This window comes from Empedobacter sp. EJD.6dd, assembly GCF_057369435.1.
Window position 1 is genome coordinate 3,142,987 of record NZ_CM170667.1, and the last position, 26,554, is coordinate 3,169,540.

Genomic DNA, 26,554 nt, shown 5'->3' on the forward strand with positions numbered 1-26,554 from the left:
AGCGTTCATACCAATTTATTCAACGTTTAAAATATTTCTGAAATCATTATATTCTGCAACTTTATCATTTTTAAAAGTAACTGTACTACCATCATAGCTCCATATTTCACCTATAGATTCATATTTATTAATTCGAGTTGGTGTTCCTTGTGCTTTTTTAACTTCAAACTTTGTTGCTCCAATAGAAAATCTTGAAATTCCTAAGTAATCTGTTTCGGGAAGAATTTCAATAAATAATTGATCTTGATTATCCGAATATTCATAAACTCTTCCATTTTTAAAAGTAATCGTACTTGAACCATATCCCCAAATTTCACCAATCGTTTCATAATTACTAATTCGTGTTGGTGAACCTTGAATCCTTTTAACCTCTTCTTTACTTGATCCTAAAGTATAAAATTCTTGATTCGTTACTAAATCCTGAGTATCATATGAAGACTGAGCAGTATTCTGATAATTGTAATCATTTCCACCTGTATAAGAAGAATCAACTACACCTGAAGAATAATCTACTACAGCACTACTCACTGAATCTACATAATTATTATCGACAATAGGAGGATAATTTGATCTATTATTAAAATCATTACATTTATATATACCAAAAGCAACCATTGCTCCTATAAAACCAGCAGGTAACCATGATGATTTCTTTTTATTATTCGAAGGTTTTCCAATTTTATTGTTTAGCTCTTTCTCGTATTCTTTCTTATCGAAATCATATTTGTTTTTTTTACGACTCTTACGATACTCTTCTGCTTTTCTTAATAATTCTTCCTCTTCTGCTTTTTGTTTTCTTCGAAATTCTTCTTGTGCTTTTTGACGCTTTAAATCTTCTTGATAAGTATTATTTTGAGTTGATTTATTTGATGAACCACCTCTCAAAAAACTATCAAGCGATGATCGTTTACTATCATCAGTTAAAAAATCATAAGCTTCTTTAAGTTCTCTAAATTTATTCGCAAAAAATTCATCTCCATCATTTAGATCAGGATGAAACTTTTTAGATAGTTTACGGAATGCTTTTTTTATTTCATCTTGCGTAGCAAAATCAGATACTCCAAGTATTTTATAGTAGTTTGTCATGGTTAAATATTTTCTCTACACAAACATTTGCTGTAACATCGCTTTTTTGAAGCTTTGTGTTTCTTTTATTTGTTCACTTACTTTTTCGATATTCTCATCTATGGCCGATAAAAAATCTGCTATTTTTTGTTGTTCTGATAATGAAGGTGTTATAACTGGTAACAATTTTAAATCACCAATCTTTATACTTTTGAATGAACTACCTGTTATATTATTTTCAAAATAACGTTTTGTACTATCATTCGACAAAATATAATAAATGAATATAGGAAGAATAACTTTCACATTTGACCTTATCATAAAAACAGATTCATTAATGTTCCAATTTAATGGATCTTCTTTTAATAAATAAGCTTCACCTATATTACCAATACTAGACATTATAATATCATTCTTAGATAAATCTGAACGCTTCTTAATTAGATTCAAAGCTCTATCATCTATCATTTCACAATTAGAAAAATCTATCCTACCATTAGAGATGTTTTTTATTGTAACATAATAGTTTTTACCTTTTCCTAAAATGAAATTTTGTCTTGGGTTTAATCCTGTTGACATTCTCTCAATTATATCTCCCAATCTTTTCTCTTCCCACTTTGGAAAATCATTTCCCTTATCATCCTTAAAACGTATTTCTTGCGAAAAGAGTTTTTGCATCATGGCTTTTTTGTAACGAGATAGTTCGGTTTTCTTTTCTTCTAACAAGGTTATTTTGTTATCAATCGTTGATAAATAATCTGCTATTTTTTGTTGTTCTAGAAGTGATGGTGATATATTTATTACTACATTACTCAATGTTTCTTGACCAACATTAAATCTTGTGCTTCCTCCACTTTTAGTTGTAATTTCTAATCTAGCTTTAGTCGTTTTTAATAAGTAGTGTAAATAAAATGAATTGTATTCAGAAATAGATTTTCCTCTAATCACAAAACCACCAAAAGTTGCTGGTAAATCATCTAAATAAACATTCGATTGACCAACTTCCTCTCTTGTTTCAGAACTTCTTTGAAATAAAATATCACCATTTTGAACAATATTCTTTTCAAATTCTTTTTCAGTAATATTTACTTCTCCTATAATTAAATCATTTGTAATAATATTGTTATTAATAATATCTAAAACATTAATAAACTTATGTCCAAATCCGTAATTTTCTTTTGATGCATTAACACCATTTTTAAAATTCATTAAATTACCTAATTTATCAGAATACCAATCCTCTTCAAATTCAGGAAATCTCAATTTTGGTTGTAATTGTTTTTCCATACTTAAAAAGGTGTTGGGATATTCAATTCATTACAAAATTCTGTCAACTTTTTGTCTACATCAACCAATTCGGTGTTTATTGCTTTTAGGCGTTCTGTAACAGCGTTTACATCAATAGCTTCTTCTTCCTCAAACGTATCTACATAACGTGGTATATTTAGGTTATAATCATTTTCGGCAATTTCTTCCAACGTTGCTAAATGACAATATTTCTCTATCTCTTGTCTATTTGCATACGCATCTACAATACGTGCAATATCTTGTTCGCGTAATTTGTTTTGCGTTCCTTCTTTTATAAAATTATCATCGCCACTGGCATCTATAAAGACAATATTATCATCAGCTTTTCTGCATTTTTTCAGTACCACAATACAAGTCGGAATCGACGTCCCGTAAAATATATTGGCTGGTAAACCAATTACAGCATCTATAGCATTTAGCTCTTTGATAAAATATTCGCGAATTTTACCTTCTGCTGCACCACGAAACAAAACTCCATGCGGAAAAACAGAAGCAACCGTTCCGTTATCTGCCAATTGGTAATACATGTGTTGCAAGAAAGCAAAATCGGCTTTGGTTTTTGGAGCCAATTTTCCGAATTGTGAAAAACGAGCGTCTTGTGCATTTAGTGGATTGGTATCGCCTTTCCAATTTGCAGAGAAAGGTGGATTGGCAACGATGGCTTCAAAACGTTGTTCGAGATGACGAGGATCTTCTAAGGTATCATCTTGCTCGATATTGAAACGAGAAAAATGTACATCGTGCAAAATCATGTTCATTCGAGCCAAGTTGTAGGTTGTCGGATTTAACTCTTGCCCATAAAAATCGGCTACTTTTGCTTCTTTGGCAACACGCAACAATAACGAACCCGAACCACACGTAGGATCATAAACAGAACGAATTTTATCTTTCCCTAAAGTTACAATCTTCGATAAAATAGTTGAAACTTGTTGTGGTGTATAAAATTCTCCAGCCGATTTCCCTGCCCCTGCCGCAAAGTTTGAAATCAAATACTCGTAGGCATCACCCAATACATCCGATTCGATATCTTCTAATTTGAAATCAATTTCGTTTAGTTTTCCTAAAATTTCTACAATAACTTCGTTGCGTTTATCAGGTGTTTTACCCAATTTTGTAGAAGCTAAATCCACATCTTGAAACAATCCGTTGAAATCTTCTTCAGATTCTGTTCCCATTGTCGATTGTTCGATATAGTTTAATGTTGCTTCTAATTCTTCTATAATAAAGTTATTTTGACCTTTTTTGGCAATCACTTCAAACAACTGATTTGGATCTAAGAAATAACCCAATTGGGCCAACGATTCTTCTTTTATCGCTTGTAACGTTTCATCATCTGAAACCTTTGTATATTCTTTTACATCTTCCTCCTCTAATAATCCATTCGCATACAAATGTTGCTTTTCTGATAAATATTTAAAGAAAATAAAACCTAAAATATAGTTACGGTATTCATCAGCATTTATTCGTCCACGTAGTGTATTAGCTATATCCCAAAGCTTTTGCTCTAGTTGTTGTTTTTGATCTGTTGACATATTTATTTATTGTTTGGTAAAGATACAAATTGGTTTAGTTTGTTTAATGTTTCTTTTAGTTTTGCTAAAGTATTATTGATTCGCGTCATTATGTGGCGTTATAGTTTTCTACTTTTGGTATTATTAACTCTAAATTATTTGACAATGATTTCAATTTTAGCAATCAAACCAGGTCCGAAACCGAAAAAAGATGATGGTTCACCTGACAGAAGAAGAAGGGTAACTCCTGAAACAAAACCGAAGCATCCAGCTTTAAAACCTCATAAACACAAACCTGGAGATTAATTTAAAAAATTAGTATTCGTCACAAAAAAGTGGCGAATACTTTTTTAGTAAAATTACTTTAATAAATCTTTCTAATAATGCGGGAAACCGTAAAAACAAGAATGTTCTAATACTTAACTTTATAAAAATATCTAAATGAATAAAATAATAACAATGCTAGAAGAATTAAAGACTAATTTTTCTGAGCAATTATTTCGTGATACAATTGAGGAAATTGAAAGCATTCATGGAAATGAAATTTCTAAAAATTCAGAAGAATTTTCAGAAGCTATAAATGGACAAAAAGATCAATTCTATGATGAATTAGCTTATAAATTCAAAGAAGATTTTGAATTAAATGCGATGCTGTATTTAATGATTTGGGAGGAATTTCTTTCAAGCTTTAATCAAACATCTTTAGATTATTTTTATGAAAGCTGTAAAGCTATTGATCCAAATACTGATTTTACAGACTTCATAAATGGATTAATGGAATTGAACCAAAATAATTTGGATTTAGCACTTTTACATTTCAATAGAATGGAAGATGAAATAGCCTACTATTTTCTTGGTCTTTGTTATTTTGAATTAGAGAATGATGAAAATGCTATTAAACAGAATTTGTTATTTTTAGATTATATAAATGATATAATTTCTAACTTAAATGAAGAAGAGTTACCTTCTTCTACTTTTGATCTAATATTATGGAATATATATAATGATTTAGCCTATTCCTATATAAAATTGTATGAATTTGAAGAAGCTCTGCATTACTTTGAAAAATCAATTCAATTATTTGATATTAAAAGTAATTTTGAAATTAGATCTAGTATAACATATGAAAATGAGTTAGATGATTTTCAGATTTTTACAAACAATTACTTATTTGCTTTAGAAAAGAATGGAAATTTTAAAAAAGCGTTAGAAGTATTAAATTTTGTATTAGATAAATATCCTTCTTCTGTATATTATCAAAAGTTAAAACTAGATTTCCTTTCGAATGAAGAAAATACTAAAAATACTGATAATATTATTCAACGATTATTTAAACCTAAAAAACCATTTGAAATTTCAAATTTTCAATCAGTTAAACTTTTATCAAAGGAAAAATCCCTTGAAGATATGATTGTAGAACAAATAAAATATGGGATAAATGTTTTCGGAAAAGAACTAGAAATTTATCAAGATGATTTTATTTATGGAAGACAGTACAGAATACCGTATATCAATGGAATATTAGATTTACTTTTAATTGAAAAATCTACTAATCAGTTGTATTTAGTTGAGTTAAAAAGAAATGAAGCTGGAGTAGAAGTTGTTGATCAAATTGAAAATTATATTTCTGCACTTTCAAGTCAATTAGAACGTGAAATAAAAGGAATTATTTGTTTACATCAACCAAATCATGCTTTAATTGATCTTGTAAAATCTAAAGACAATATCGATTTATTCACTTACAATTTTGAATTTAACAAATTATAATGTTGTTTTTAGAAGAGTTTTTACTTTATAATATTTATCAAACATACAATAGCCACTTAACAATAACTTACGGTTTCACGTAAAAACAAAAAACCTCACTTTAAAACTTAGCGAAGTTGTATAGTTTAATTCTATTCAAGATATTGATCCTCAATAGCAAAATTGGGGATTTTTTAATACATAAAATACTGAATTTAGACGACTTATATTAGAGTGATTTTATTCAATAAAAAATTAATTAATAACATCAAAATAATTAAATAATTTATTTACTTAAAAGAAATAAAAAACTATCTATTAATTAATGATTATCAATTAATTAACAACTTGTTGATAATCTTTTTAATTTTTAATATTTTGAGATTTTTAATTGTAAAATCTTGTGTTAATTTTGAAAAACAACTAAGGTAATTATTAAATAAATGAAGACATAATATAAAAAATAGAGGAGAGTTTATTGCATAAAAAAACTCGGAATTGTTTGCCGACGTACCGAGTTTATTTTTGTAATGATTTTCTTAATAATCGAAATCTCTTTAAGAAATATTGATATTCTATGAATCAAAAATAGAACTTTAAATAAGTTTTTAATATAAAACTTAATAGATAATTTCTATAATATTCATATTTCTTTTCGGTTACTACAAATTCAATCCTGATTTGCCTCAAGTGGGATATTTTATTAAAAAAATATTAACGAATTAAAATTTTTAGTAGATGGCTACTAATAGAACACCGGGTGATAATCGACGCCACGGAGCAGTAAGACAATGCTCACAAATTTTTAACCCTAAAACAGAACAATGGGTTAAAAGAGAAACAAATACAGGAAAATTTATGGATGTTAAACAGGATGGTACACCATTCGAAGGAGTTGGAAAAGAGAAGTAATATGGAGCATAATTTTAATACAAAATCGATTACATTTATAGATAAGAAATCGAATAATTCAGTTAGTTTTCAGCAGTTAACTAAGTTATTCAGTGATTATAATGATGAATATTTAAATGATATCTTAAACAGATTTAATCCTGATGGATTGGATTTTAATATTAATATTGAAAATGTAGATATTGCATTTGATGCGGTAAATAAGGCGCTATCAAAATATGAATTTATCGACCATCTATGCAATGGAGAAAAATTAACAACATTTATTCTTGAAAATGAGGATGAAAGTTTAAATGCTAAGGCAAAAGATTTTTATTTTCAATTTAATGATTATAAAGATGCTCCAATTAATGCAAAAGCTATATATAACTCGAAAGATCAATTTTATGATGTGATAAAATTGGCTAACCATATTAACTACCTTAGAAAAAATGGTTTGAATAAAGAATTGCAAGAGATTAATGCAATTTGGCTTACAAAATCAAAATTATTTAAAGACAGAAAATTTAAATTATTAAAATCTAAAAATAATTTATGGTTTTTAAGAGCTGTAAATTCATCTAAATTTAAGGAATATGGAACAGCATTCACTTTCGTGTATACTATTCTATTATTAAATGAATATGAAAATAGAAATAAAGGAAATAACTTTAAAATTGAATCATTGGATATTAATGAATCTAAAATATCGATGGTTATTTCACAAGGTTTAATGAGGAAATTGGGTGATATCGGATTTATAAAATCATCTATTGAGATGACAAATAACGATTTAGGAAAAGAATCTTTCGTGTTTACTCAGAAAATAACATTGTATTCGAAAGATGATTTTAATATTCATTTTCCATTAAATTTTAAAATCCAAAATGCAAAAACTGTTGCTATTAGGGTGTCACATAAAACTGGTATTAAAACATTAGATGAAAAATTCAGTACTCTATTTAATGAATTTACCTCTATAGATGGTTTCGAAAAGGAATATTTTGAATTTTTAAGTTCGAAAGATCCTAAAGGTTTATGTAGTGCAATTATTCAAAAAATTTCAAATAGCCCAAGTTTAAGGAATTGTAAAGAGATTAAAGATTTATTTTTACCCAAAAATAAATTAATAGTGGATAATTTAAGTAAATTAATTAATATCTGCGGTAAAGCGGATCAACTGGATATTGATTATGACTTGAAGTATAAAATTCGAGAAATAATATCTGATGTTATGATTAAGAAAAATAATTAAAAAAATTAAGCACAATCATTGATTGTGCTTAATTTTTAAATGGTAGTTTACAGCTTTATGCATTATCATTCTATTCTTTTTTAATTGCCTATTAAAAGTGTCAGTTTCAAAAACAGTACAACAGCGCCTAATATAAGAATGATAATTTGATCTATTCTTCATCTTATTAGGATTTGGAGGATAATGAACATACTCATAAAATCCTTTTGTTACATTGTATTTTAATAAGCTATACTTGCGTTGAAGATTTTTTTCTTCAATATTTTCTATAGCTTGTAAACGTATAGGAAGAGTGGTTATTTTTCTTAATTGATTAAGATAGATAACACGTTTAATTGCTTCATCTTTTTGATGTAAATGATGGGCTCTTTTAGCTTTTTTCTTAGCTGAAGAAATCATTTTACGATAATATTTAGCCAAATTGGTTGATTTAATACCTGTATGGTATCCTCTAAACTCAAACCCTAAATAGTTTAAGTAGCTTTTAGTTTCAATATTATCAATTGAATGTTTAAAACATTCTAAACGTTTTTGTTTTTCAAGATTATACTCAACCATTTTAAAAACAAAACGCTCTGTTTTTTCTTTACTGATAGTAATTTTATAGTCTTTAATTAAATCATAAAAGAAGGATTCAATTTTACTCATATCACTTCGCTTACAAATTACTAATAAATCATCTGAGTAACGACGATAGACTCCATTATATTGGGTTAAAAAATCAATAATTTTTTGATCGAATTCAAGCAAATAAAGGTTTGCTAAAGTAGCAGATATAGGTAACCCTTGCGGGATACCTACATTTATTTTTCGAGTATTAGATTTATGCTTATTTATGTTTTCTATTTCTCTATAAAATGGATTATTATAAATTTTAAGATTTCCTTGTTGAATTTCATTTCTAAATTCCTCATTATCTTTAAAAAAACATTTGTAGCCTTTGTGTTTACGTATTGAGGCTAACTTAGATTCATTAAATCCATTTCTTCTTCTTCCTAACTGTTTTTGACCAATTCTTAAATCATCTAATAAAATATAATTGAACTTTGTACAAGCTTTAAATACATTGTAATGATCTTTAGGTAATTCATTTTTCCCTAATAATTTAGCCCAAGTTCTTTTTAATATTTGATGGTCTAGGGTTGAGAAAAAGCTTTTTAGATCAAATGCTAATACGCCAACTTCTTCGCAAGTACTATTGTAATTGGTTATAACATCAAAACATTCTTTTGCAAAATGAATATTAGATTTTCCTATTCCAGAACCTTTGAAAGTTTCTATTTTTCTATATGCTAAAACGGCATCATTTAATGCTGGTTGACTGTATAAAATCTTTTCATAACGTTCATTTATTAGTTGAGCATAATATCCATAAATTAACGAATCCATATGACTTGCATAATGCAACGGACGTTCTTTTTGTGTCTTTAAAGTTTGATTGGTTTTTATACAAAGATGAGAATGTCGTCTTCCTACTGTATGATGTTTGCTAGGATCAGCTTGTTTGTATTTACGCTCTTTGATAATTTTATGAATCAAAGGATAAAAAGCAAACTTCGCGACAAAGTTAGGGTTTTTAATTTGATGAATAATACGTTCACTATCCGAAAGCTGTATAGTCGGAGATAAATGCGTATAACCTTTTATTTTAAACCAATCTGGTAATTCTTGTATCATAAATTAAAAAAATCCTTAGGTAGCAATAGCGTTTATACATTAACATACACATCGTTGGAACAGTACCCAATTACTGAGTCATTGATAATGCGATGATCTTTGATAAAACAATTATAACAAAAGCCCAAATAATGGAAACAACCTTATATGTCATAGAATATATGTCAGCTGTTGGTTTAATAGAAACCACACCAGAAGTAGCCTTAATACTGTCTATCTTACCGATTTTCATACAATCTTATGGGGAATTCCCCAGAAGTTGGATGAAAATTGGTATTAACCCACCTCTATAACCTATCTGCTATAAAGTAAATCAATATTGATTCGTATTCCACTAAATGTTAATGAACTCTACCTAAAGGATTCGCTTCAAAGATATTTATTAATTACATTTGCCACAACTAATCGATATAGAAAATAATGACTAATATAGAAAAAGGTAGTATTGCTGTATTTAATACAAACAATTTTATAGATTCTTCAATTTTAATTGGAGCAAATCACGAATACACTTCACCATTTTTAAATGTTTATGAAGTTAAAAAAGAAAAATTTCACTCTTCTATTTCAAGTGTAAATTTAGGAAGTATAGTACATACAATTTACTATAACTCAAAAGCAGGTAAATTTGAGCGTAAAAATTTTAATACTAATGCATTAAATTATGTTGAAAATAAATTAAGTGAAGCTAATTTAACATCTATTGGAATAATAGATATTGATTTAAATAAATTTGAAAATGAATTTTACAACAGCTATTATAATAAATTAGTTATTTTAAAATCAGTTGATTTAGAATTAAAAAAAAGGGCGATTAAAGAAACGAATGATTTAGATAATGCTAAATTTATAACTAGTGCTTATTTAGAGTTTTTACCTCCTGTAATGACAATTATTGGCTATAAGTTCTCTGATGAAAAAAAGAGAATCTGTGAAGATACAGGTGATATAAAGCTTGAATTAAAATGTAAATGGTACAATAGTACTACCAAAACTTTCTCTGAAGAATTTTTACCTTATCAAGTATTAGCTTTTATAGAGAATCATGAAGAATTAAATCAAAAAGTTAAATTATTTCCTGAATTGATCAAGTCAAAAAAACTTATTCAAATAGAATTAGAAAATCCTATTGTTTTTAAAAATAGTGAGGGTGAACTTACAGATGAAATAATTAGTTATGAACTATTAAAACCTCATTCAATTGCTTTTTATCATTATTATCATCAGTTATTAGTAAAATCATTATTTTCTGATAAAATTAGAAAACAAAAAATTGAAATAGATTATAAAACTTGTCATGATGTTTTGGGTGTAAAATATCAAAAAGATGAAGATAGGGTATCATTTTATGATTTTATACCAAATGAATATTATTTGATTAAATACAAAGACAGAAATAACAATATTACTAAACGAATAATAAGAGTAAATAAAGTTGAAGTAGATGGAGGAATTTATTCATCATTAGCTGAATTTAAAACTTTTGTACAAGCTTTAAATCAAGAACAAACTTTAGATATTTATAATAATTTAAAAATTAATACAAATTGTCTACTTCGTCGTGGTGAAATTAGAAACTTCAGATTACAAGGTGTGTTAGAAATTATTCCAATTAATCGATTTGGAGAACAGCAAGAAAAAAGTTTTTTTGAAAGTGAATTTGTGAAAAGTATAGAAGTATCTGATAAATAAGGTGAATTTTCAATCAACATATTGATAATAAATCGATTTAAAAACAAAAATACAATTTAACTAAAATTGATAAATCATTTAAACTATTACCACCAAAATATAATTTAGAAGAAGTTTTTAAATGTGATTAATAACTAGATCTTAATAGTAAGCAAAATCAAAATGCCTCTCAATAAAGCAATTCAAGAAAATAAGATAAGTTTATCTATTCAAAAATTATTTGAATTAAACCTAGATATTCCAGATTATCAACGTCCATATAAATGGAAAGATAAAAATATACATCAATTAATAGACGATATCATTTTCGTAGCGGGTAATAAAAAGAATTATTCAATTGGCTCAGTAGTATTATTTAATGCAAATAAAAAAGAAAAGAGATCGATTAATGATATTTTCGATGTGGTCGATGGACAACAACGTTTAACAACATTAACAATATTATTACACTTGTGTAAAGTAAATATTAATCTTCCTTTATTAAAATCAAATTATAAATCTCCGATTAGTCAGGCTAATATTATTAATACTAAAAAGATAGTTAATTCTAGGAAATCAGAATTAACCAACGAGGTGATACATTATATTATAGATAAATGTTATCTAAATGTATTTATATTAAGTAAAGAAACTGAAGCATTCCAATTTTTTGATTCACAAAATTCAAGAGGTTTAGATTTAATGCCACATGATTTATTAAAAGCCTTTCATTTACGTGAAATGCAAAATAATACCGAGATTGAACAGATTAATATAGTAAATCAGTGGGAAAAATATAATAAAGATCGATTAGATCAATTTTTACGAAGTCATTTGTTCCGTGTAAGAAGACTATCTAAACAAAAATCAGGCTTAGGGTTTTCTAAAGAGAAAATAGAAACATTTAAAGGAGTTAGTTTAAATTCTACAATAATTTCTAATAAACTTCAAAAAGCTAAATTATTAGAGATGGCGTTGCATCATTATAATTCGAATTATGATAGAACATTTGATGCTAATTATATTATATATCCATTTGAAGTTAATCAGGTCATTACTAATGGTAAAAGATTCTTTGAATATGTAGAATATTATAAATCTAGTGAATTCTTATTTAATATATCTAAATATTCAGTAAAAAATGGAGAGAATAGCTTTTTAATTGAAAAGCTAAAATTGAATTCGGACAGCTTAGAAATGATAGGCTATGTAAACTCTTATAATCTTAATCGTAAAGGTGATCAAGCCTTAAGAAATCTTTTTATTAATTTATGTTTCTTGTATTTTGACAAGTTTAATACGGAAAAACTAGATTTAGCAATACAGAAAATCTTTGTATATGTATACACAAAACGTATTGTTAGTATGAATATTGGATGGGAAGATGTAGATAAATATGCTTTAAATAATTATAGCAATTCAATGTTTAGGATAATAGAAGATTCACTTACTGTAAAAGACTTTATTAATATAAGACTTAAATCAAGTGAAGCTTTAGATTTAATTATAAAAAATAATGCTCTAGAAAAAAATCAAAAAAAATTATTAAGAAATAATTTAGATGAACTAGTTAGACTTTACTTAAAATATACATAATGATAGATAGTACTAAGATTGAAGAAATTAAAGTAATTGATTTGTTTAATAAACATAATAAAGAGTTTGTAATTCCTATTTATCAAAGAGATTATGCTTGGGAGAAAAAGGAAATAGTTCGCTTATTAGATGATATATTTTATCATTTTGAGGATGTTAATTCCAAAGACGTAGTGAAATATTATATAGGTTCTATGGTTGTTTATCAGTCTTCTAATAATAAATATGAAGTAATCGATGGTCAGCAAAGATTAACCACATTTTATATTTTATTTCAATACCTAAATCAAATTAGTATTGTAAATAAGCTTTCTAGATTAACTGCTTTAAAGTTTCAGAGTAGACCGAGTTCTATGTATACATTAGGGATTTTAAAAAAGGAAGATATCCAAAAAGATTTAAATGATAGTAATCTTAACTTTCATATTATGGATGGGCATAAGGTGATTCAGAATTATTTTATTGGTAAAGAAGATAAAATAGAAAAATTAATTGAATATTTAAATAAAGTTATTCTTATGCAAGTAATGGTTCCAGCTGATACTGATTTAAACCATTATTTTGAAATTATGAATAATAGAGGAGAACAGTTAGAAGAGATAGAACTTGTTCGTGCAAAATTTTTTGGTCTAGTAAAAAATGAATATCCTAATTTATCAGAATTGTTTATAACAACTTGGGATAAGTTAGCAAATATGGAGGAGTATTTTGAAGTATTGGATAATAATTGGATAGAGAATTATTTCAATTTTCAAGTAAAAGAAAAAAACTTATTAGAGAATTATCTAGAGAGTGAGCATGAATTTACACTAGAATCAATTCTTCAACTTGACTCTTTTGAAGTAATCACTGAAACGGATAGTAAGGCTAAATTTTCAAGTGTATTAAGCTTTGAATATTTTCTTTTAACAGTATATTCTCTCTATTTTGATAAAAAAGTACTTAATAAAAAAGATTTTTTAGATACATTTTATTCTAATAAAGAATTTACAGCAGATTTAGTTATTAATTTTATACAAAAATTAATAATTTATAGAATTATATTCGATCGTTTTATAATAAAAAGAGAGGCTGATGATACAAGTAAAGGATGGGATATTTTAACTTTATCACCAGATCATAGATATTATTATCAAAGTTTTGGTTCTTCAAAAAATATAAGTGAAAATGATACACAAGAAGAATTAGAAAAATCATTAATTCACGATAGAATTAAACAACTTCAATCATTTTTTCAAGTAAGCTATTCAAGTCAAAATTATAAATATTGGCTTTTAGATTGTTTACAGTTTTTAGAAAAATTTGTAATTATAAAGGATAATACGATTGAATTAGTTGTAGAAAGAGTGAAATTCTATGAGTTCATATTTAATTTAAGTGAAAATTATATTTATAGTAAGTTATTGGATTTTGATTTTAAAAGATCTCAGTCAAGTTTGACTAAATTAAGTAATGACCAATTAAAGTCTTTAAAACACGAAAAGTTTACAGATTTAGTTGTTCAAAATCCGAAAAGCTTTGATTATGTAAATAATGGAACAGCTATAGAAGATGATATTTTCAATTTTATTGAATATAAAATTTATGATGATTTATTCTTTAAAGATGAAAATTCATCAGTATTGAAAAAATTTAAATTGAATAAACAGAGTCTTAAATCCTATTATTTTCATTATAATAATTCTGTAGAGCATTTATATGCACAAAATCAAAAGTTGGATCAAGGAAAAATAAATTATTTAAATAACATAGGAAATCTATGCCTACTATCAACGAATTTAAATTCTACCTTAAGTAATGCAACGGTTGAAAATAAACTTAGTTATATTAAATCAAATAATATTTTATCGAGCTTAAAACTATTAGTAATGGATGCAACCTTACAAAATTCAACTGATAAAGTTTGGAATGATAATGTTGTTAAACAGCATTACAGCGATATTATTGAATTGTTAAGAAATTAAAAAATTTATTTTTTGTTACCATTTTGATACCTAAAAATAAATACTTTTCACAAGTATTTGTAATTTAATTAATTATAAAATATTAATTCATACTAAGTGGAACCACAAAAACACCTTTTAAAGGTTTTTTAATTTAAGAAATACTATAACTGCTTAGATATGAATATTTTGAAATTATTTGCTGTTTTGAGCTACATAACGAGTTTACTAATCATAGAAAGTGTAGCAACTTATGTATACTTCAAGAAAAATTAGAAATCGCAAGACAGTTGACAGAGGTTGAGTAAATAAAGGCTTTCATAAAAGAGCCTTTATTCATTATTATATTGTATTAAAATCAAAATCTAAAAAAATTAGCATGAAAATTTAAAGCTATAGGTAATTGTATTTAGAGTCCAATAATAATTTTAGTTTTTCGGTGCTCATATTTGTATATTTTTCAGCATATTTTTTTTCAATAAAAATACTTTCATTCCCATATTTTTGTTTAAGCTGTATTATTAATGTATTTCTGGGTTCTTTTCTTAAAAGATTTGTAATACTAGTTGAGCTTTTTTTCTGAGCATCAGAATTCATTAAGGATAGAAGAAGTTTTGAAGTAATAGGTTTATTTAAAATACCTTCATTTATTAAACGATCAAGTTCTATTGCAAGAATATTAGATTTATCACGGATAATAGAACCTTTTTTCTGTCGTTCTTTAATTATTTTAATAGTTAATTCAGGAAGACTACTTTTTAAAGGTAATTTAAATTTTGGATTTGCAAAATCGTAATATGTAAGACCGAATACAGATGCTATATTAATCATCTTGTTAATATTTAAGCCAACTTCACCATTAATGATACTTCTAATATTGGTAGAGTTTGAATCAATTAATTTAGCTAAATCACCTTCTGTAAGATTATAATAGATTAAAAATTTAGAAACTCTTTTTCCATATTCTTTTTGATAATATTCTTTATTCATATTAAAATAGATTAGTTTATTTTGTTTTATCTATTTTTATTCATATATTTGTTTATGAAAACAATAGCGACAGAAAAAAAGTAAATTATAAGTTACTTTAGACGATGTCACTCGTTCGAAATCCGCCAGATTGCCACGAGTTGACCGAGAGTTTGCCTATTGCTGGAATTTTGTAACTTTGCTAAATATTCCAGTAGGGCACTCCTCGTTAACTTTTAGGCAACTCTGACTTGTTCAGAGACGGTTTCTGGCGGAACCACGAGTAAAAGTTGAGGGTGCTCTATCTGGTATTTTACCATATAATTCCTCTACTTTGTAAGTACATCGTTCCATAAAACCCAACACAAAATGAGAACGAAACAATTTCCATTCATCCGTAAAAAACCGCCAGACAAAGTCTGTTTGTTTTAACCATTCTTTTAAAGAACAAACCTCCGTTTTATAACATTTAACGGAACGTAAAGCAAAGGGCTAACCTTTCTTTACACGCTCTCTATCAGAGCCTCGGTAATGAGACTTTGACAGTTTGGTTATACTTTTATTTTTCGCACCTTAAAAGTAAACCCTTTATTGCCATTTTCCAAATTTATTGAGGTTCTGCTACCTGTTATTTAGATGTGAGACGTGAGAATTGAGATTTTAGAGTTGTACGATGTAAAAAGTACAATGTATTATGTATTTGAGGTTAAGATTAAGGACGAGATTCTGAAACGAGTTCAGAATGACAAAACTCATTGTAGAAAGTGAATTTGAATATTGAAAAAGGATGGAGAAACCGGCATTAAAACTCTCACGTTAAGAAAATGTTTGAGTGCAGCGTTAAAAAGGTTTTAGCCCGTAGGGTTTGTAAAACGTTTAGTGAAATGAGAACATTTTTAGTAGAGAGGTTTACAGCCAAGTCTTTTTTCGTTAGTTTTTTTGACGAAAAAAAGTGACATTAAAGAAAAGGACATTTCGATACTATTTTCTTTTTCTATGAAATGAAAATCACTCAATGTGACAGCAAGAAAGAATAACACGTAAAACATTAAGCGTAAAACTTATAACGTAAAAACAACCCCCTTTCCCAAAAACAAAGTTGGCGCGATGTACAGGAAAAGGAGAGGCTTTTAAAACTAATGTTGAATTAAAAAACTTATGTAAAATTATGAAAGAGTAAACAGATTCACACTCTATCCCCCGAAGACAACACAAAGAGTATAAATGATCTTCATAAAGTAATTAGTGTTAATTTTTAGTTTTCATTTATTAATGTAATTTTTAAAACCTGTCGGAGGGGGAATTTTTAAGGAGGTATAAACAGACGCGAATGCGTGCGCGCGAAAATAGAGCCTGCACTTCGATGCTTCGACAGGCTCAGCAACCGAAACTCAGTGCCCGTATTAAAAGTGATAATGAATTTGAATATTGAAAAAGGATGAAAAACTGGCATTAAAACTCTCACGTTAAGAAAATGGTTGAATGTAACGTTAAAAAGGTTTTAGCCCGTAGGGTTTGTAAAACGTTTAGTGAAATGAGAACATTTTTAGTAGAGAGGTTTACGGCCTTGACTTTTTGGTTACTTTTTAGTCAAGTAAAAAGTGACATTAAAGAAAAGGATTACCTAAGCTATACTATGGCTTCTCCTTTTAATTTCAAATGTTTTTTGCGCTCTTCCCTGTAAGGCATATGAATACCAAAAATTAAAACAAACAGAAAATGAATAAAAAATGAAGAAGAAAAGATTCTTCGACAGGCTCAGAATGACAAAGTCCGTAAAACTTAACAAACACTATGTTTCTATTGTGGTTAAAGATAGAATTGAAAAAAAATACGTAAAACGTTAAGCGTAGACCGTAAAACGTAAAAAAACAAAACCCCTTTCCCCAAAACAAAGTTGGCGCGATGTGCAGGAAAAGGAGTGGCTTTTAAAACTAATGTTGAATTAAAAACTTATGTAAAATTATGAAAAAATTTTACTTCAAACTCAGTAGGCAGTCATTTGCTGTATTATTGGGATTGTTTTGTGCAACACCTTTGTTGGCACAAACAGGTAAAACCGTGACTGGAACGGTAAAAGAACTTCAAATCCCGTTAGTGGGCGTAATGGTAAAAGAGGAGGGAACGGATAATTCTACTTTTACCGATACTAATGGACAGTATTCGTTGATCTTACAACATGATGATGCTAAACTGATTTTTGAGCAATTGGATTTCCCTATTCGAGAAGAAGAGGTATTGAATAGAAGCGTGATCAATGTACGTTTCACAAAAGAAGAGGAGGAGATTCAGCTGAAAGATGTGGTGGTCAATGCAGGATACTATGCTGTAAAAGACAAAGAACGAACGGGATCTATTGCACGTGTTACGGCAAAGGAAATCGAGAATCAGCCTGTGAATAATGTACTTTCTGCCATACAAGGACGGATGGCTGGCGTGAGTATCGTACAAAATTCGGGTGTTGCAGGTGGTGGGTTTGATATCCAAATTAGAGGGCGAAATAGTTTGAGGAGCTTTGCTTTAAAAAGTGGATATGAAGCTAACACTCCTTTGTATGTAGTGGATGGGGTTATTGTAACAGCTGCAGATGAATTTGTATCGGGTTTATCAGGAGCTATTTTCCCTTATCAAGATGCGAATCCATTAAATTTTTTAAGTCCATCTGATATTGAAAGTATTGAAGTTTTAAAAGATGCGGATGCTACAGCTATTTATGGATCACGTGGAGCGAATGGAGTGATTTTGATTACCACTAAAAAAGGAAAAAAAGCCAAAACGACGCTTCAATACGCGACATCATATACTATTGGTGAGGTGGCTAATCTTCCAAAGATGATGTCGACTTCTCACTATCTCGAAATGCGTAAAAATGCATTTGCTAATGATGGTCTTACAACTTATCCAGCAAATGCATACGATATTAATGGAGCGTGGGATCCTACAAAGAATACCGATTGGCAACGCTATTTTGTAGGTGGTCGATCAGCCCGAACATCAAATGAAGTTCGTTTATCAGGAGGGAGTGCACAAACACAATTTATGATAAGTGGTGGTCATCAAGAAGAAACCACTATTTTTCCTGGTGATTATCGGTATAAGAAAACGAAAATAGGGTTGAATCTTTCTCACGAAAGTATAGACAAACGATTAAAACTTCAGTTGAGTGCCTTTTATACATTGCAAAACAATTTTTTACCTCCGACAGATTTTATGCGGATCTATCAATCATTAGCACCGAATGCACCTGAGTTATATGTAGGGAATGGCACAATTAATTGGGCGAATAATACGTTTGCAAATCCCATGGCTGCTGCTACACAGAATTACAAAACCAATCAAACCGATTTTCTTAGTCAACTAAATATAAATTACAAAATTATAAAGGAGCTAGCCTTTCAATTTAATGCTGGTTATACGTCTAATGATGCTAATGAGCGAATGATTTATCCTAAAACTTTATATAATCCTATTTACAATTATGGAAGTGAACGCTCTGCTTTATCTACCACATCTATTCAACAATTGAATTGGATGGTTGAGCCTCAATTGAATTATCAAAAGAAATGGGAAAGACATAAAATTGAAGCGTTGGTGGGGACAACTTTTCAACATACATCTGCTGATTATTTAATGCAAAATGGGTCTAATTTTACTTCAGACGAATTCATTGAGAATATGGGCGCAGCGGCAACTGTTCAAATAACACGTGATGCTTCAACTACTTACCGTTATACAGCTATTTATGGACGTTTCAATTATCAATTCGCTAATCGTTATTACATCAATTTAACTGGACGTCGCGATGGTTCGAGTCGTTTTGGACCAAATAATCGTTTTGCCAACTTTGGTGCTGTAGGTGCAGCATGGATTTTCTCGAATGAAAAATTTTTAGAAGACTCTAATTGGTTGTCATTTGGGAAAATTAGAACAAGTTATGGTACAGCAGGTAGTGATCATATAGGCAATTATCAATTTTATGATACTTATACCACTACAACAGTTGTTTATAATGGAACGCAAGGAATAACGCCAAGTAGATTGTTTAATGCCAATTATGGTTGGGAAACCACACGTAAATTTGAAGTAGCGATGGAATTGGGATTTTTAAAGGATCGTATTCAATTTACTTCAGCCTATTATCGCAACCGTTCAGGCAATCAACTAGTCGGTATTCCATTACCTGGTACAACAGGTTTTACTTCTGTACAAGCAAATTTGGATGCAGTTGTTCAGAATCAAGGAGTTGAATTGACGTTGAGTGCTAAGCCGATAAAACATAGTAATTTCCAATGGGAATCGTCTTTTAATTTTAGTGTTCCTCAAAATAAGTTAATCTCTTTTCCAAATTTAGAAGCTTCTACTTATGCTTCTACTTTAGTAATTGGTCAATCGATGGTCTTAAAAAAGATGTACCACTATTTAGGAGTTGATCCCGTTACAGGTGTTTATCAATTTGAAGATGTGAACAATGATGGGAAATTAGATGCAAACGACCGTACAGTTGTTAAAGAATTAGGTGTGAAATGGTATGGTGGATTTCAAAATACTTTCCATTACAAGAATTTTCAGTTGGATGTTTTGATGCAAGTTTCATCTCAAACCCGAGAGAATTTAATTGTTAGAATGGGTAATTTGGGAACTATAGGAAATTATAGTACTGAATTTTTAGATTATTGGACACCTACAAATACCGATGCTCGCTACCAAAAACCAAGCAGTGGTGCTAGTAGCGTATTGAGTACTGCTAATGCTAATTTCAGATTGAGTGATGCTAGTGTGATGGATTCTTATTACATCCGTCTTAAAAATATACAATTTAGTTATCAACTTCCTCGAAAAACCTTTAAACGTTTTCAAGGAGTGGTCTTTTTTCAAGGACAAAATTTATGGACTTCAACTAATTACAAAGGGCTAGATCCTGAATTTAATCTTTCAGGTTATACACCAGCTTTACGAACATGGTCATTTGGGTTTAACTTAACATATTAACAATGAAAAAAATTATTATCCTACTATTCGTATTATCGTATTCGAGTTGCGAAAAATTTATAGATCTCGATTTGCCACAGGATCAAATTACACAAGAGACCGTATTTAAAGATGGTAAATTGGCTCAGTCAGCTTTAGCAGGGCTTTATCAGTCTTTAAGAGAAGGCGGATTTTTATCTGGTGGATTATTTGGAGGCGGAGTTTATTTAGGGTGTTATACTGACGAATTGGTTTCTTATCAAACAGCTAACTCTACATTAGACCAATTTTATCAGTTAAATTTAAATCCAACTTCAAGCGCTGTCAAAAATTTATGGCAAACAACTTATAATCAGATTTACCAAGCCAATCGGATTATTGAAGGAGTCGAAAATTCGAATTCGATCGAGTTATCTACGAAGAATCAACTGAAAGGAGAAGCCTTGTTTATTCGTGGATTGTTGCATTTGTATTTAGTTCAAAGCTATGGTGAAATCCCTTATATTGCTACAAGTGACTATAAAGTAACACAACATGTTTCTAAGAATACGATTGCAGAAGTTTATCAAAAAATAGAAGATGATGTATTACTAGCTCAGCAATTATTAGCCGTTAATACAGCGGTAGGTAATCGATTTATACCATCAAAAGAAGCAACTCAGTTAATCTTATCACGATTGTATTTGCTTCAAAAAAGATGGGATGATGTGATTAAGGTTACTGCTAATTTAGCTCAAAATGAATCATTCCAATTGAGACAAGATATTAGTAAAGCCTATTTAAAAGATAATGTCTCTACTATTTGGCAATACGCTCCAGCATCAGCGACAGCAACCACATACGAGGCAAGTATTTATATTATGTTTTTTGCACCACCTTATATTGTGGCTTTGCAACCATCTTTTGTCAATACATTTCGTACAGGAGATCTTCGTTTTCAAAACTGGATAGGTACAATAGCTGATTTTACAGGAAAAAAATATTCCTATTCGTATAAATACAAACAATATTCGACAGCAAATGGTCAGAATGAATATTCGATTATTTTACGCAACGAAGAAACGATTCTTAATCGTGCAGAAGCTTATATTCAAAAAGGAGAACTGGCAAATGGAGTAGGGTATTTGAATCAAATTGTAACACGTGCTGGTTTGACAGCTGTTCCAATGGGATCGAAAGAACAATTGTTGGAGCGTGTATTAGAAGAGCGTCAACATGAATTATTTACTGAATATGGTGCACGCTTTTTTGATTTGAAAAGAATGAATCTATTGGATGCTAAAATGATTGGTTTAAAACCTAATTGGAAATCAACTTTTGTATTATTACCACTCCCTGAAAGCGAACTTTTATTGAATCCAAATTTAAAACCACAGAATGATGGTTACTAGAATAATTTTGCAAATTTTACTTCTTTTCTTTGTATTGCTTGGTCAATTAAGCCCTGTTATAGCTCAAACCATCAAAGAGTTTAGTGATTCTTACAAAGCATATCATAGGACTTCGTTGCATACTCAAAGTCCGAATTTGGATTGGGTAGTAGTACGACATGTATATGGAGAAGATAAACCGATGTATGAATTAATTTCACTAAAACATAGTACAACTAGAGTATTACCAGAAGCATCTTTATTTACATTTACATCTGATTCAGTTTTAGTGTATCAATTGCCTAACCAAGAGGTGGTGTTTGAAAATTTGTATACGCAAAAGAAAAAGAAATTTGAAGGCATCGTAAATTTTATTCATTTTCCATCTAATCATATGGTTATATTAAAACCGATTGATCAGACAGAAATGATTATCATTAATGCAAATGGTTTGGTCAATCACCACTTAAAACATTTGAAGAGTAATAGAATCGATTTTACATCCCAGAAAATATATTTTAGAATTGATGCTGTGTGGAATGTTTTAGACCTAAAGCAGAATAGAATGAGTCAATTAATCAATTTTCCTGCTATAGATTGGTTGCATGAAAGTAATTCTGAATGGATAGGGTTGAAGAAGGAAAATGACAAATTGCGATTATTTCAACAAGAAAAAGATTCTCAAAAAATTAATGAATCAATTATTATTCCTCCAATTCAATTTCTATTTACGGAAGATTATGTTACAAATCTTGAGATAAGAGATAATCGTTATATTTTATTTAAGCTTGTTTTAGAAAATAATAAAAATGAATTAGCAGAAATAAGTTATACCAATCAATATAATCCTAAAGCTTTCTCATTTTTGCAATTAGGTATTTATGATGTGCAAGAAAAAAAATGGACTTGGAAACCAGATAAAAAGAAACCCTATCAAACGCAAAAATTTTTAACTAAAGGTGGTGATTTTATGTTGTATGATAACGCATTAAATGTTGTTGATACGTTAACGAATGTTAGATTACCGATGCGATTGGTGAAAGACTATGGAAGACTACAAGAATCGATTGCAAATCAGTTCATACAAGATTATAATTATTATTATGATATAAATACAGATTATATTCTCTATTTTGAAGAAGGAAGATGGAAAAGTGAAAACTTGTCTACACACGAAATTAAAGAAGCTCCATTTGAATCTAATGTACAATTAAGTGACGGAAAATACAATGATTTAGCAGATTTACCGAAGGATAGAATTACACCTACTTTTCAAAAAGGTATTTTTATAGTGAAATCTGAATATGATTTGTACAGTTGGGATATCTTTAAAAACAAAGTACAGTTGTTAACCAATGGAGCTACTGATCATATAAATTATGAGCTGAAAGCACAACCTCTTTGGATTTTAGGGGAATCATTATGGGGGGGTATTTTTCATCGTCCTATAGATTTGAAAAAGCCACTTTTGGTAAGAGGAATTTCAATGAAAGATTATACCACTCGTTTGGGAGTCATCACAGGAAATAAATTGAAAATTATTGCGCAATCTGATTTTACAATCAAAGATTTTGAAGAAAATAAAAGAGTGGTGTATACTACATCAGGCTACAATGAGCCTTTAAAAATTTATGAAGTAAAAGGAAATAAATCCTATTTAAAGTATACAAGCAAAGGCATGAAAACTGGGAGTCGTCCTTTACTAAAAAAGAAATTGTTTCATTACACAGTTGATGGGCAAGAATTAAATGCTTATTTATTTTATCCCATAGATTACGATTCTACTAAAGTTTACCCAATGGTAGTTAGGGTATATGAAAAACTTTCTTACGATTTTAGACAGGACGATATACCTCATTTAATGGATGGAATAGGTTTTAATTTTATGCACTATGTTCACAATGGTTATTTCGTTTTGATACCCGATTTGGCATATAAAGTAAATGATTCACAAAAAACAGCAATTAAAAGTATTGAAAACTTAATGAGTAATATAAAATCTATTCCGCAAATAGATAGCAAACATATCGGGCTTATTGGACAATCTTTTGGAGGGTATGAAGCAGCCTTGTTTATGGGGACAACTAATCTATTTGCAACAGCGACGATAGGGGTTCCTGTAATTGATATTCCTAGAAAATATTTGACACAGTATAAATTTGATAGAAGTTCTTATTCTGATTACGCGAGGGAAGAGCGTCAACAAACACGTATGAATAGTAGTTTATTTGATAATTGGCAAGGTTATTTGGAAGCTTCTCCTATTTACCATGTCAAGAAGGTGCAAAAACCAATTTTACTTTGGGGTGGTGATTTAGATAACAATGTATTACCAGAACAAGTACGTTCTTATTTTTATGGTTTGACACGAGTCCGTAAAAAAGCTGTCTACCTTAATTATCTTGATGAGGGACATAGTATATCGAAAAAAGTGAATCGTTTGGATTTGAATTATAAAATATGGCAATGGATGGAATACTTTCTAAAAGGAAATTCCGCTGCTGATTGGATACAACCAATGTTGGAAGAGTAGAGGGAGGAGATTAAGATTTTAGAATTGTACAATGTCATAAGTATTAAGATCGAAGCTAATTTATTTGATTAGCTCATTTTTTGATTTCTTCTCTTATTTTTAAAATTTAAGAAAAAAGATAGCTCCCAATTGGGAGCTATTTTTTTAAGGTTTATATAACGTAACATTACATGTATTCAGATCGCCAGTGTTTTTTAGACCAAAAACTTGTTGACTATCTTCATTATCATCTATTGTACAGATATCATTTGGAATATCAGAACATTCTCTAATGGGAACACATGTATTTAATGTTGTGTTGTAAATGTATCCCATTTTAGGAGCGCGTTTATTTTCTTTTTGCTTTACTTGATTTGTAGCAAAAGCTGCACCAGTCCCCATCATGATGATGACAGCTGGTAAAATGATTTGTTTGAAATTTGTTTTCATTTTGTATAATTTTAATGTGGTGCCTACGTTAACAGGTTTCAGCAATCCTGCCTCTATTCGTCAATAAAGGGTGTATGCATACGTTTATATTTTATTAGTAAATTATCTTGTAACACATAGAAGTATTTCGAAGTCAACCACATTTCTCTTATTTTTTCTTTTCCTTCTTCGGGTACTGTAAAACTATAGTGGTAACGATTAGCTCGATAATCGTAAACATCAATAATTCGGTTGTTTTTTCGAATGTCACGAGGGTCTAGTTTAGCTTGACTATTAGAATCGTTGAAGAGAAAACCTCCATAGGCGATTTGTCTATTATTTAGTTTGAGAGGAGGAGCATCGAGTTTGGTTGTACCATCTTTGAGATGGATGGTTGATAATTGAGCAGTCGAAATAGTATCAATTGTGTTTCCTCTGCCTTTATCTTGAAGTATAGAGTCTATTATACGGTATTCATTGCGATAGAAATAGGTATAAATAACATTTTTTATAATAGGATCATAAGCAAAAGTACCATCGGTATCAAAGACTACATCCATTTGTTTTTCGAGTATTTTAGTATTAAATGAAATATGATGTGTAGTCGTATTTTGTAATCCCAGAATATTTTCTCCTGTTTGTGTACTTTGGCCTCTAAAAATATAATTTGATGAACTTGTTCTTACTATTCTTGAAAAATAGGCTTGATTTTCGAATTGTCTGTATGCTTTTTTAGAAGGAAGTTTACCTTCAAAAATTGCAGGAACATAGCCGTCAATTAAGCTGTAATCTGGATAATTAACCTGTATACGTGCATTTTGAAAAGGTAAATCCATTTGGTCTAATTGTATAGTGTCTATTTGTAATATATCGTTTTCAGGAAAAATTGTTCCTAATAATAGAGGAGCGGTTGTTACACCTAAGAAAATAGTATCTCCTTGCGCACCTGCAAAATAAAAACCATTAGAAGGTAATGTTATGTTGGTTGGATGATCAATTGCATGTGGTTGAAATTTTCGAATAAAAGGATTGTTGATCTTCATTGTTTTTTCGGAAGAAATATGAAGAAAATAGAGTAATCCAATGCCTATAAAGATCTCAGTGAATAATAGTATACTAATTTTTAACTTCGAATAAGAGGTTTGAATAATAATGGCAATACATGCGAGTAAAACAAAAACAAGATTAAAAACTATGTGTTGTTCCCACGATAATTTTTCGAGAATCCCTCCACAAGAACATGGAATAAAATCGCTGTAATGTAAGATAATGTAAATGTAGGCAGTAAATGCGATCATTATAATGAAAGAGGCATGTAACGCAATTTGTCGTGTAGAACGAAAGCATAATAATAGCGTAATAATGAGCTCTACACTTATTACGGCATAACCAATCCATGTTGCATAAGCTGTAAGAATAGGTGATTGTCCCAATTGCGTTTGAAAAGTCTCAAAATCGATAAGCTTACTGACTGCTGCATAGACAAATAAAACAATAAATAGGTAGCAGATGAGTGTTTGTAAAATAGAAGTTACTTTTCTCATCATTATATGTTTTATGGTTAACGGTAAATGGCTAACGGTAAATGTTATACAAAGTTCAGAGAAGTTATTGAGCAAGTCAATACCTATTTTTTGAAAAAA

At 29.2% G+C, this 26,554-nt stretch carries 17 protein-coding genes; 10 read left to right on the forward strand and 7 right to left on the reverse strand.

Translation table 11 applies throughout. The annotated features are described in order from the left end of the window. Positions 1-15 precede the first annotated feature (15 nt). The 3 genes from AC2I98_RS14770 to AC2I98_RS14780 are packed head-to-tail and all read right to left on the reverse strand — an operon-like array spanning position 16 to position 3,905. On the reverse strand, positions 16-1,086 hold the full coding sequence (locus tag AC2I98_RS14770) for a J domain-containing protein (protein ID WP_486412403.1): 1,071 nt from the start codon (positions 1,084-1,086) through the stop codon (positions 16-18). Between the two features lie 15 nt (positions 1,087-1,101). Further along, on the reverse strand, positions 1,102-2,352 hold the full coding sequence (locus tag AC2I98_RS14775) for a restriction endonuclease subunit S (protein WP_486412404.1): 1,251 nt from the start codon (positions 2,350-2,352) through the stop codon (positions 1,102-1,104). 2 nt (positions 2,353-2,354) lie between these two features. Beyond that, positions 2,355-3,905 carry a type I restriction-modification system subunit M gene (locus AC2I98_RS14780; protein WP_486412405.1) on the reverse strand — a complete coding sequence of 517 codons (1,551 nt, stop codon included), beginning with the start codon at positions 3,903-3,905 and terminating at the stop codon, positions 2,355-2,357. Positions 3,906-4,049: 144 nt separating this feature from the next. Between AC2I98_RS14780 and AC2I98_RS14785 the strand changes: the two genes are divergently transcribed. From AC2I98_RS14785 to AC2I98_RS14800, 4 genes are all read left to right on the forward strand, one after another. Then, on the forward strand, positions 4,050-4,190 hold the full coding sequence (locus AC2I98_RS14785) for a hypothetical protein (RefSeq protein WP_448367850.1): 141 nt from the start codon (positions 4,050-4,052) through the stop codon (positions 4,188-4,190). Between the two features lie 135 nt (positions 4,191-4,325). Then, positions 4,326-5,651, forward strand: a complete 1,326-nt coding sequence (locus tag AC2I98_RS14790; RefSeq protein ID WP_486412406.1) for an endonuclease NucS domain-containing protein — start codon at positions 4,326-4,328, stop codon at positions 5,649-5,651. A 717-nt stretch (positions 5,652-6,368) separates the two neighbouring features. Continuing rightward, positions 6,369-6,542 (forward strand): hypothetical protein, encoded by a 174-nt coding sequence (locus tag AC2I98_RS14795; protein ID WP_486412407.1) that lies wholly within the window; start codon positions 6,369-6,371, stop codon positions 6,540-6,542. A 1-nt stretch (position 6,543) separates the two neighbouring features. After that, on the forward strand, positions 6,544-7,776 hold the full coding sequence (locus AC2I98_RS14800) for a hypothetical protein (RefSeq protein WP_486412408.1): 1,233 nt from the start codon (positions 6,544-6,546) through the stop codon (positions 7,774-7,776). 15 nt (positions 7,777-7,791) lie between these two features. Here the strand turns inward: AC2I98_RS14800 and AC2I98_RS14805 are convergent, their stop codons facing one another. Next, on the reverse strand, positions 7,792-9,453 hold the full coding sequence (locus AC2I98_RS14805) for a reverse transcriptase domain-containing protein (RefSeq protein ID WP_486412409.1): 1,662 nt from the start codon (positions 9,451-9,453) through the stop codon (positions 7,792-7,794). Between the two features lie 420 nt (positions 9,454-9,873). On the opposite strand from AC2I98_RS14805, the gene AC2I98_RS14810 reads away from it, so the two are divergent. The 3 genes from AC2I98_RS14810 to AC2I98_RS14820 all read left to right on the forward strand — a co-directional run bounded on the left by AC2I98_RS14810 (position 9,874) and on the right by AC2I98_RS14820 (position 14,684). After that, positions 9,874-11,145: a hypothetical protein gene (locus tag AC2I98_RS14810; protein WP_486412410.1), complete on the forward strand. Its 1,272-nt coding sequence runs from the start codon at positions 9,874-9,876 to the stop codon at positions 11,143-11,145. Between the two features lie 162 nt (positions 11,146-11,307). Then, the gene (locus AC2I98_RS14815) at positions 11,308-12,720 is read left to right on the forward strand and encodes a DUF262 domain-containing protein (RefSeq protein WP_486412411.1); all 1,413 of its coding nucleotides are present in this window, start codon (positions 11,308-11,310) and stop codon (positions 12,718-12,720) included. Then, positions 12,720-14,684, forward strand: a complete 1,965-nt coding sequence (locus tag AC2I98_RS14820; RefSeq protein WP_486412412.1) for a GmrSD restriction endonuclease domain-containing protein — start codon at positions 12,720-12,722, stop codon at positions 14,682-14,684. The genes AC2I98_RS14815 and AC2I98_RS14820 overlap by 1 nt, the downstream gene beginning before the upstream one ends. 372 nt (positions 14,685-15,056) lie before the next feature. Here the strand turns inward: AC2I98_RS14820 and AC2I98_RS14825 are convergent, their stop codons facing one another. After that, positions 15,057-15,653: a helix-turn-helix domain-containing protein gene (locus tag AC2I98_RS14825; protein ID WP_486412413.1), complete on the reverse strand. Its 597-nt coding sequence runs from the start codon at positions 15,651-15,653 to the stop codon at positions 15,057-15,059. A 1,944-nt stretch (positions 15,654-17,597) separates the two neighbouring features. Here AC2I98_RS14825 and AC2I98_RS14830 point away from each other — a divergent pair. Genes AC2I98_RS14830 through AC2I98_RS14840 form a run of 3 tightly spaced genes read left to right on the forward strand, consistent with a single transcriptional unit; the run spans position 17,598 to position 24,503 of the window. Next, positions 17,598-20,621 carry a SusC/RagA family TonB-linked outer membrane protein gene (locus tag AC2I98_RS14830; protein WP_486412414.1) on the forward strand — a complete coding sequence of 1,008 codons (3,024 nt, stop codon included), beginning with the start codon at positions 17,598-17,600 and terminating at the stop codon, positions 20,619-20,621. Between the two features lie 2 nt (positions 20,622-20,623). Further along, a complete protein-coding gene (locus AC2I98_RS14835) occupies positions 20,624-21,991 on the forward strand; it encodes a RagB/SusD family nutrient uptake outer membrane protein (RefSeq protein ID WP_486412415.1) in 1,368 nt (455 codons plus the stop codon). After that, positions 21,978-24,503 carry an alpha/beta hydrolase family protein gene (locus tag AC2I98_RS14840; RefSeq protein WP_486412416.1) on the forward strand — a complete coding sequence of 842 codons (2,526 nt, stop codon included), beginning with the start codon at positions 21,978-21,980 and terminating at the stop codon, positions 24,501-24,503. Before AC2I98_RS14835 ends, AC2I98_RS14840 begins: the two co-directional genes overlap by 14 nt. A gap of 144 nt (positions 24,504-24,647) precedes the next feature. On the opposite strand, the gene AC2I98_RS14845 is transcribed toward AC2I98_RS14840, so the two are convergent. Further along, positions 24,648-24,932, reverse strand: coding sequence for a DUF6520 family protein (locus AC2I98_RS14845; RefSeq protein ID WP_291116450.1), 285 nt, complete (start codon positions 24,930-24,932; stop codon positions 24,648-24,650). A gap of 53 nt (positions 24,933-24,985) precedes the next feature. Continuing rightward, on the reverse strand, positions 24,986-26,455 hold the full coding sequence (locus AC2I98_RS14850; protein WP_486412417.1) for a DoxX family protein: 1,470 nt from the start codon (positions 26,453-26,455) through the stop codon (positions 24,986-24,988). Positions 26,456-26,554: the final 99 nt, after the last annotated feature.

What these genes read in the sequence shown, in the direction of transcription:
- AC2I98_RS14770 (WP_486412403.1), bottom strand. Translation starts at nt 1,086, where the DNA reads ATGACAAACTACTATAAAATACTTGGAGTATCTGATTTTGCTACGCAA.
- AC2I98_RS14775 (WP_486412404.1), bottom strand. Translation starts at nt 2,352, where the DNA reads ATGGAAAAACAATTACAACCAAAATTGAGATTTCCTGAATTTGAAGAG.
- AC2I98_RS14780 (WP_486412405.1), bottom strand. Translation starts at nt 3,905, where the DNA reads ATGTCAACAGATCAAAAACAACAACTAGAGCAAAAGCTTTGGGATATA.
- AC2I98_RS14785 (WP_448367850.1), top strand. Translation starts at nt 4,050, where the DNA reads ATGATTTCAATTTTAGCAATCAAACCAGGTCCGAAACCGAAAAAAGAT.
- AC2I98_RS14790 (WP_486412406.1), top strand. Translation starts at nt 4,326, where the DNA reads ATGAATAAAATAATAACAATGCTAGAAGAATTAAAGACTAATTTTTCT.
- AC2I98_RS14795 (WP_486412407.1), top strand. Translation starts at nt 6,369, where the DNA reads ATGGCTACTAATAGAACACCGGGTGATAATCGACGCCACGGAGCAGTA.
- AC2I98_RS14800 (WP_486412408.1), top strand. Translation starts at nt 6,544, where the DNA reads ATGGAGCATAATTTTAATACAAAATCGATTACATTTATAGATAAGAAA.
- AC2I98_RS14805 (WP_486412409.1), bottom strand. Translation starts at nt 9,453, where the DNA reads ATGATACAAGAATTACCAGATTGGTTTAAAATAAAAGGTTATACGCAT.
- AC2I98_RS14810 (WP_486412410.1), top strand. Translation starts at nt 9,874, where the DNA reads ATGACTAATATAGAAAAAGGTAGTATTGCTGTATTTAATACAAACAAT.
- AC2I98_RS14815 (WP_486412411.1), top strand. Translation starts at nt 11,308, where the DNA reads ATGCCTCTCAATAAAGCAATTCAAGAAAATAAGATAAGTTTATCTATT.
- AC2I98_RS14820 (WP_486412412.1), top strand. Translation starts at nt 12,720, where the DNA reads ATGATAGATAGTACTAAGATTGAAGAAATTAAAGTAATTGATTTGTTT.
- AC2I98_RS14825 (WP_486412413.1), bottom strand. Translation starts at nt 15,653, where the DNA reads ATGAATAAAGAATATTATCAAAAAGAATATGGAAAAAGAGTTTCTAAA.
- AC2I98_RS14830 (WP_486412414.1), top strand. Translation starts at nt 17,598, where the DNA reads ATGAAAAAATTTTACTTCAAACTCAGTAGGCAGTCATTTGCTGTATTA.
- AC2I98_RS14835 (WP_486412415.1), top strand. Translation starts at nt 20,624, where the DNA reads ATGAAAAAAATTATTATCCTACTATTCGTATTATCGTATTCGAGTTGC.
- AC2I98_RS14840 (WP_486412416.1), top strand. Translation starts at nt 21,978, where the DNA reads ATGATGGTTACTAGAATAATTTTGCAAATTTTACTTCTTTTCTTTGTA.
- AC2I98_RS14845 (WP_291116450.1), bottom strand. Translation starts at nt 24,932, where the DNA reads ATGAAAACAAATTTCAAACAAATCATTTTACCAGCTGTCATCATCATG.
- AC2I98_RS14850 (WP_486412417.1), bottom strand. Translation starts at nt 26,455, where the DNA reads ATGAGAAAAGTAACTTCTATTTTACAAACACTCATCTGCTACCTATTT.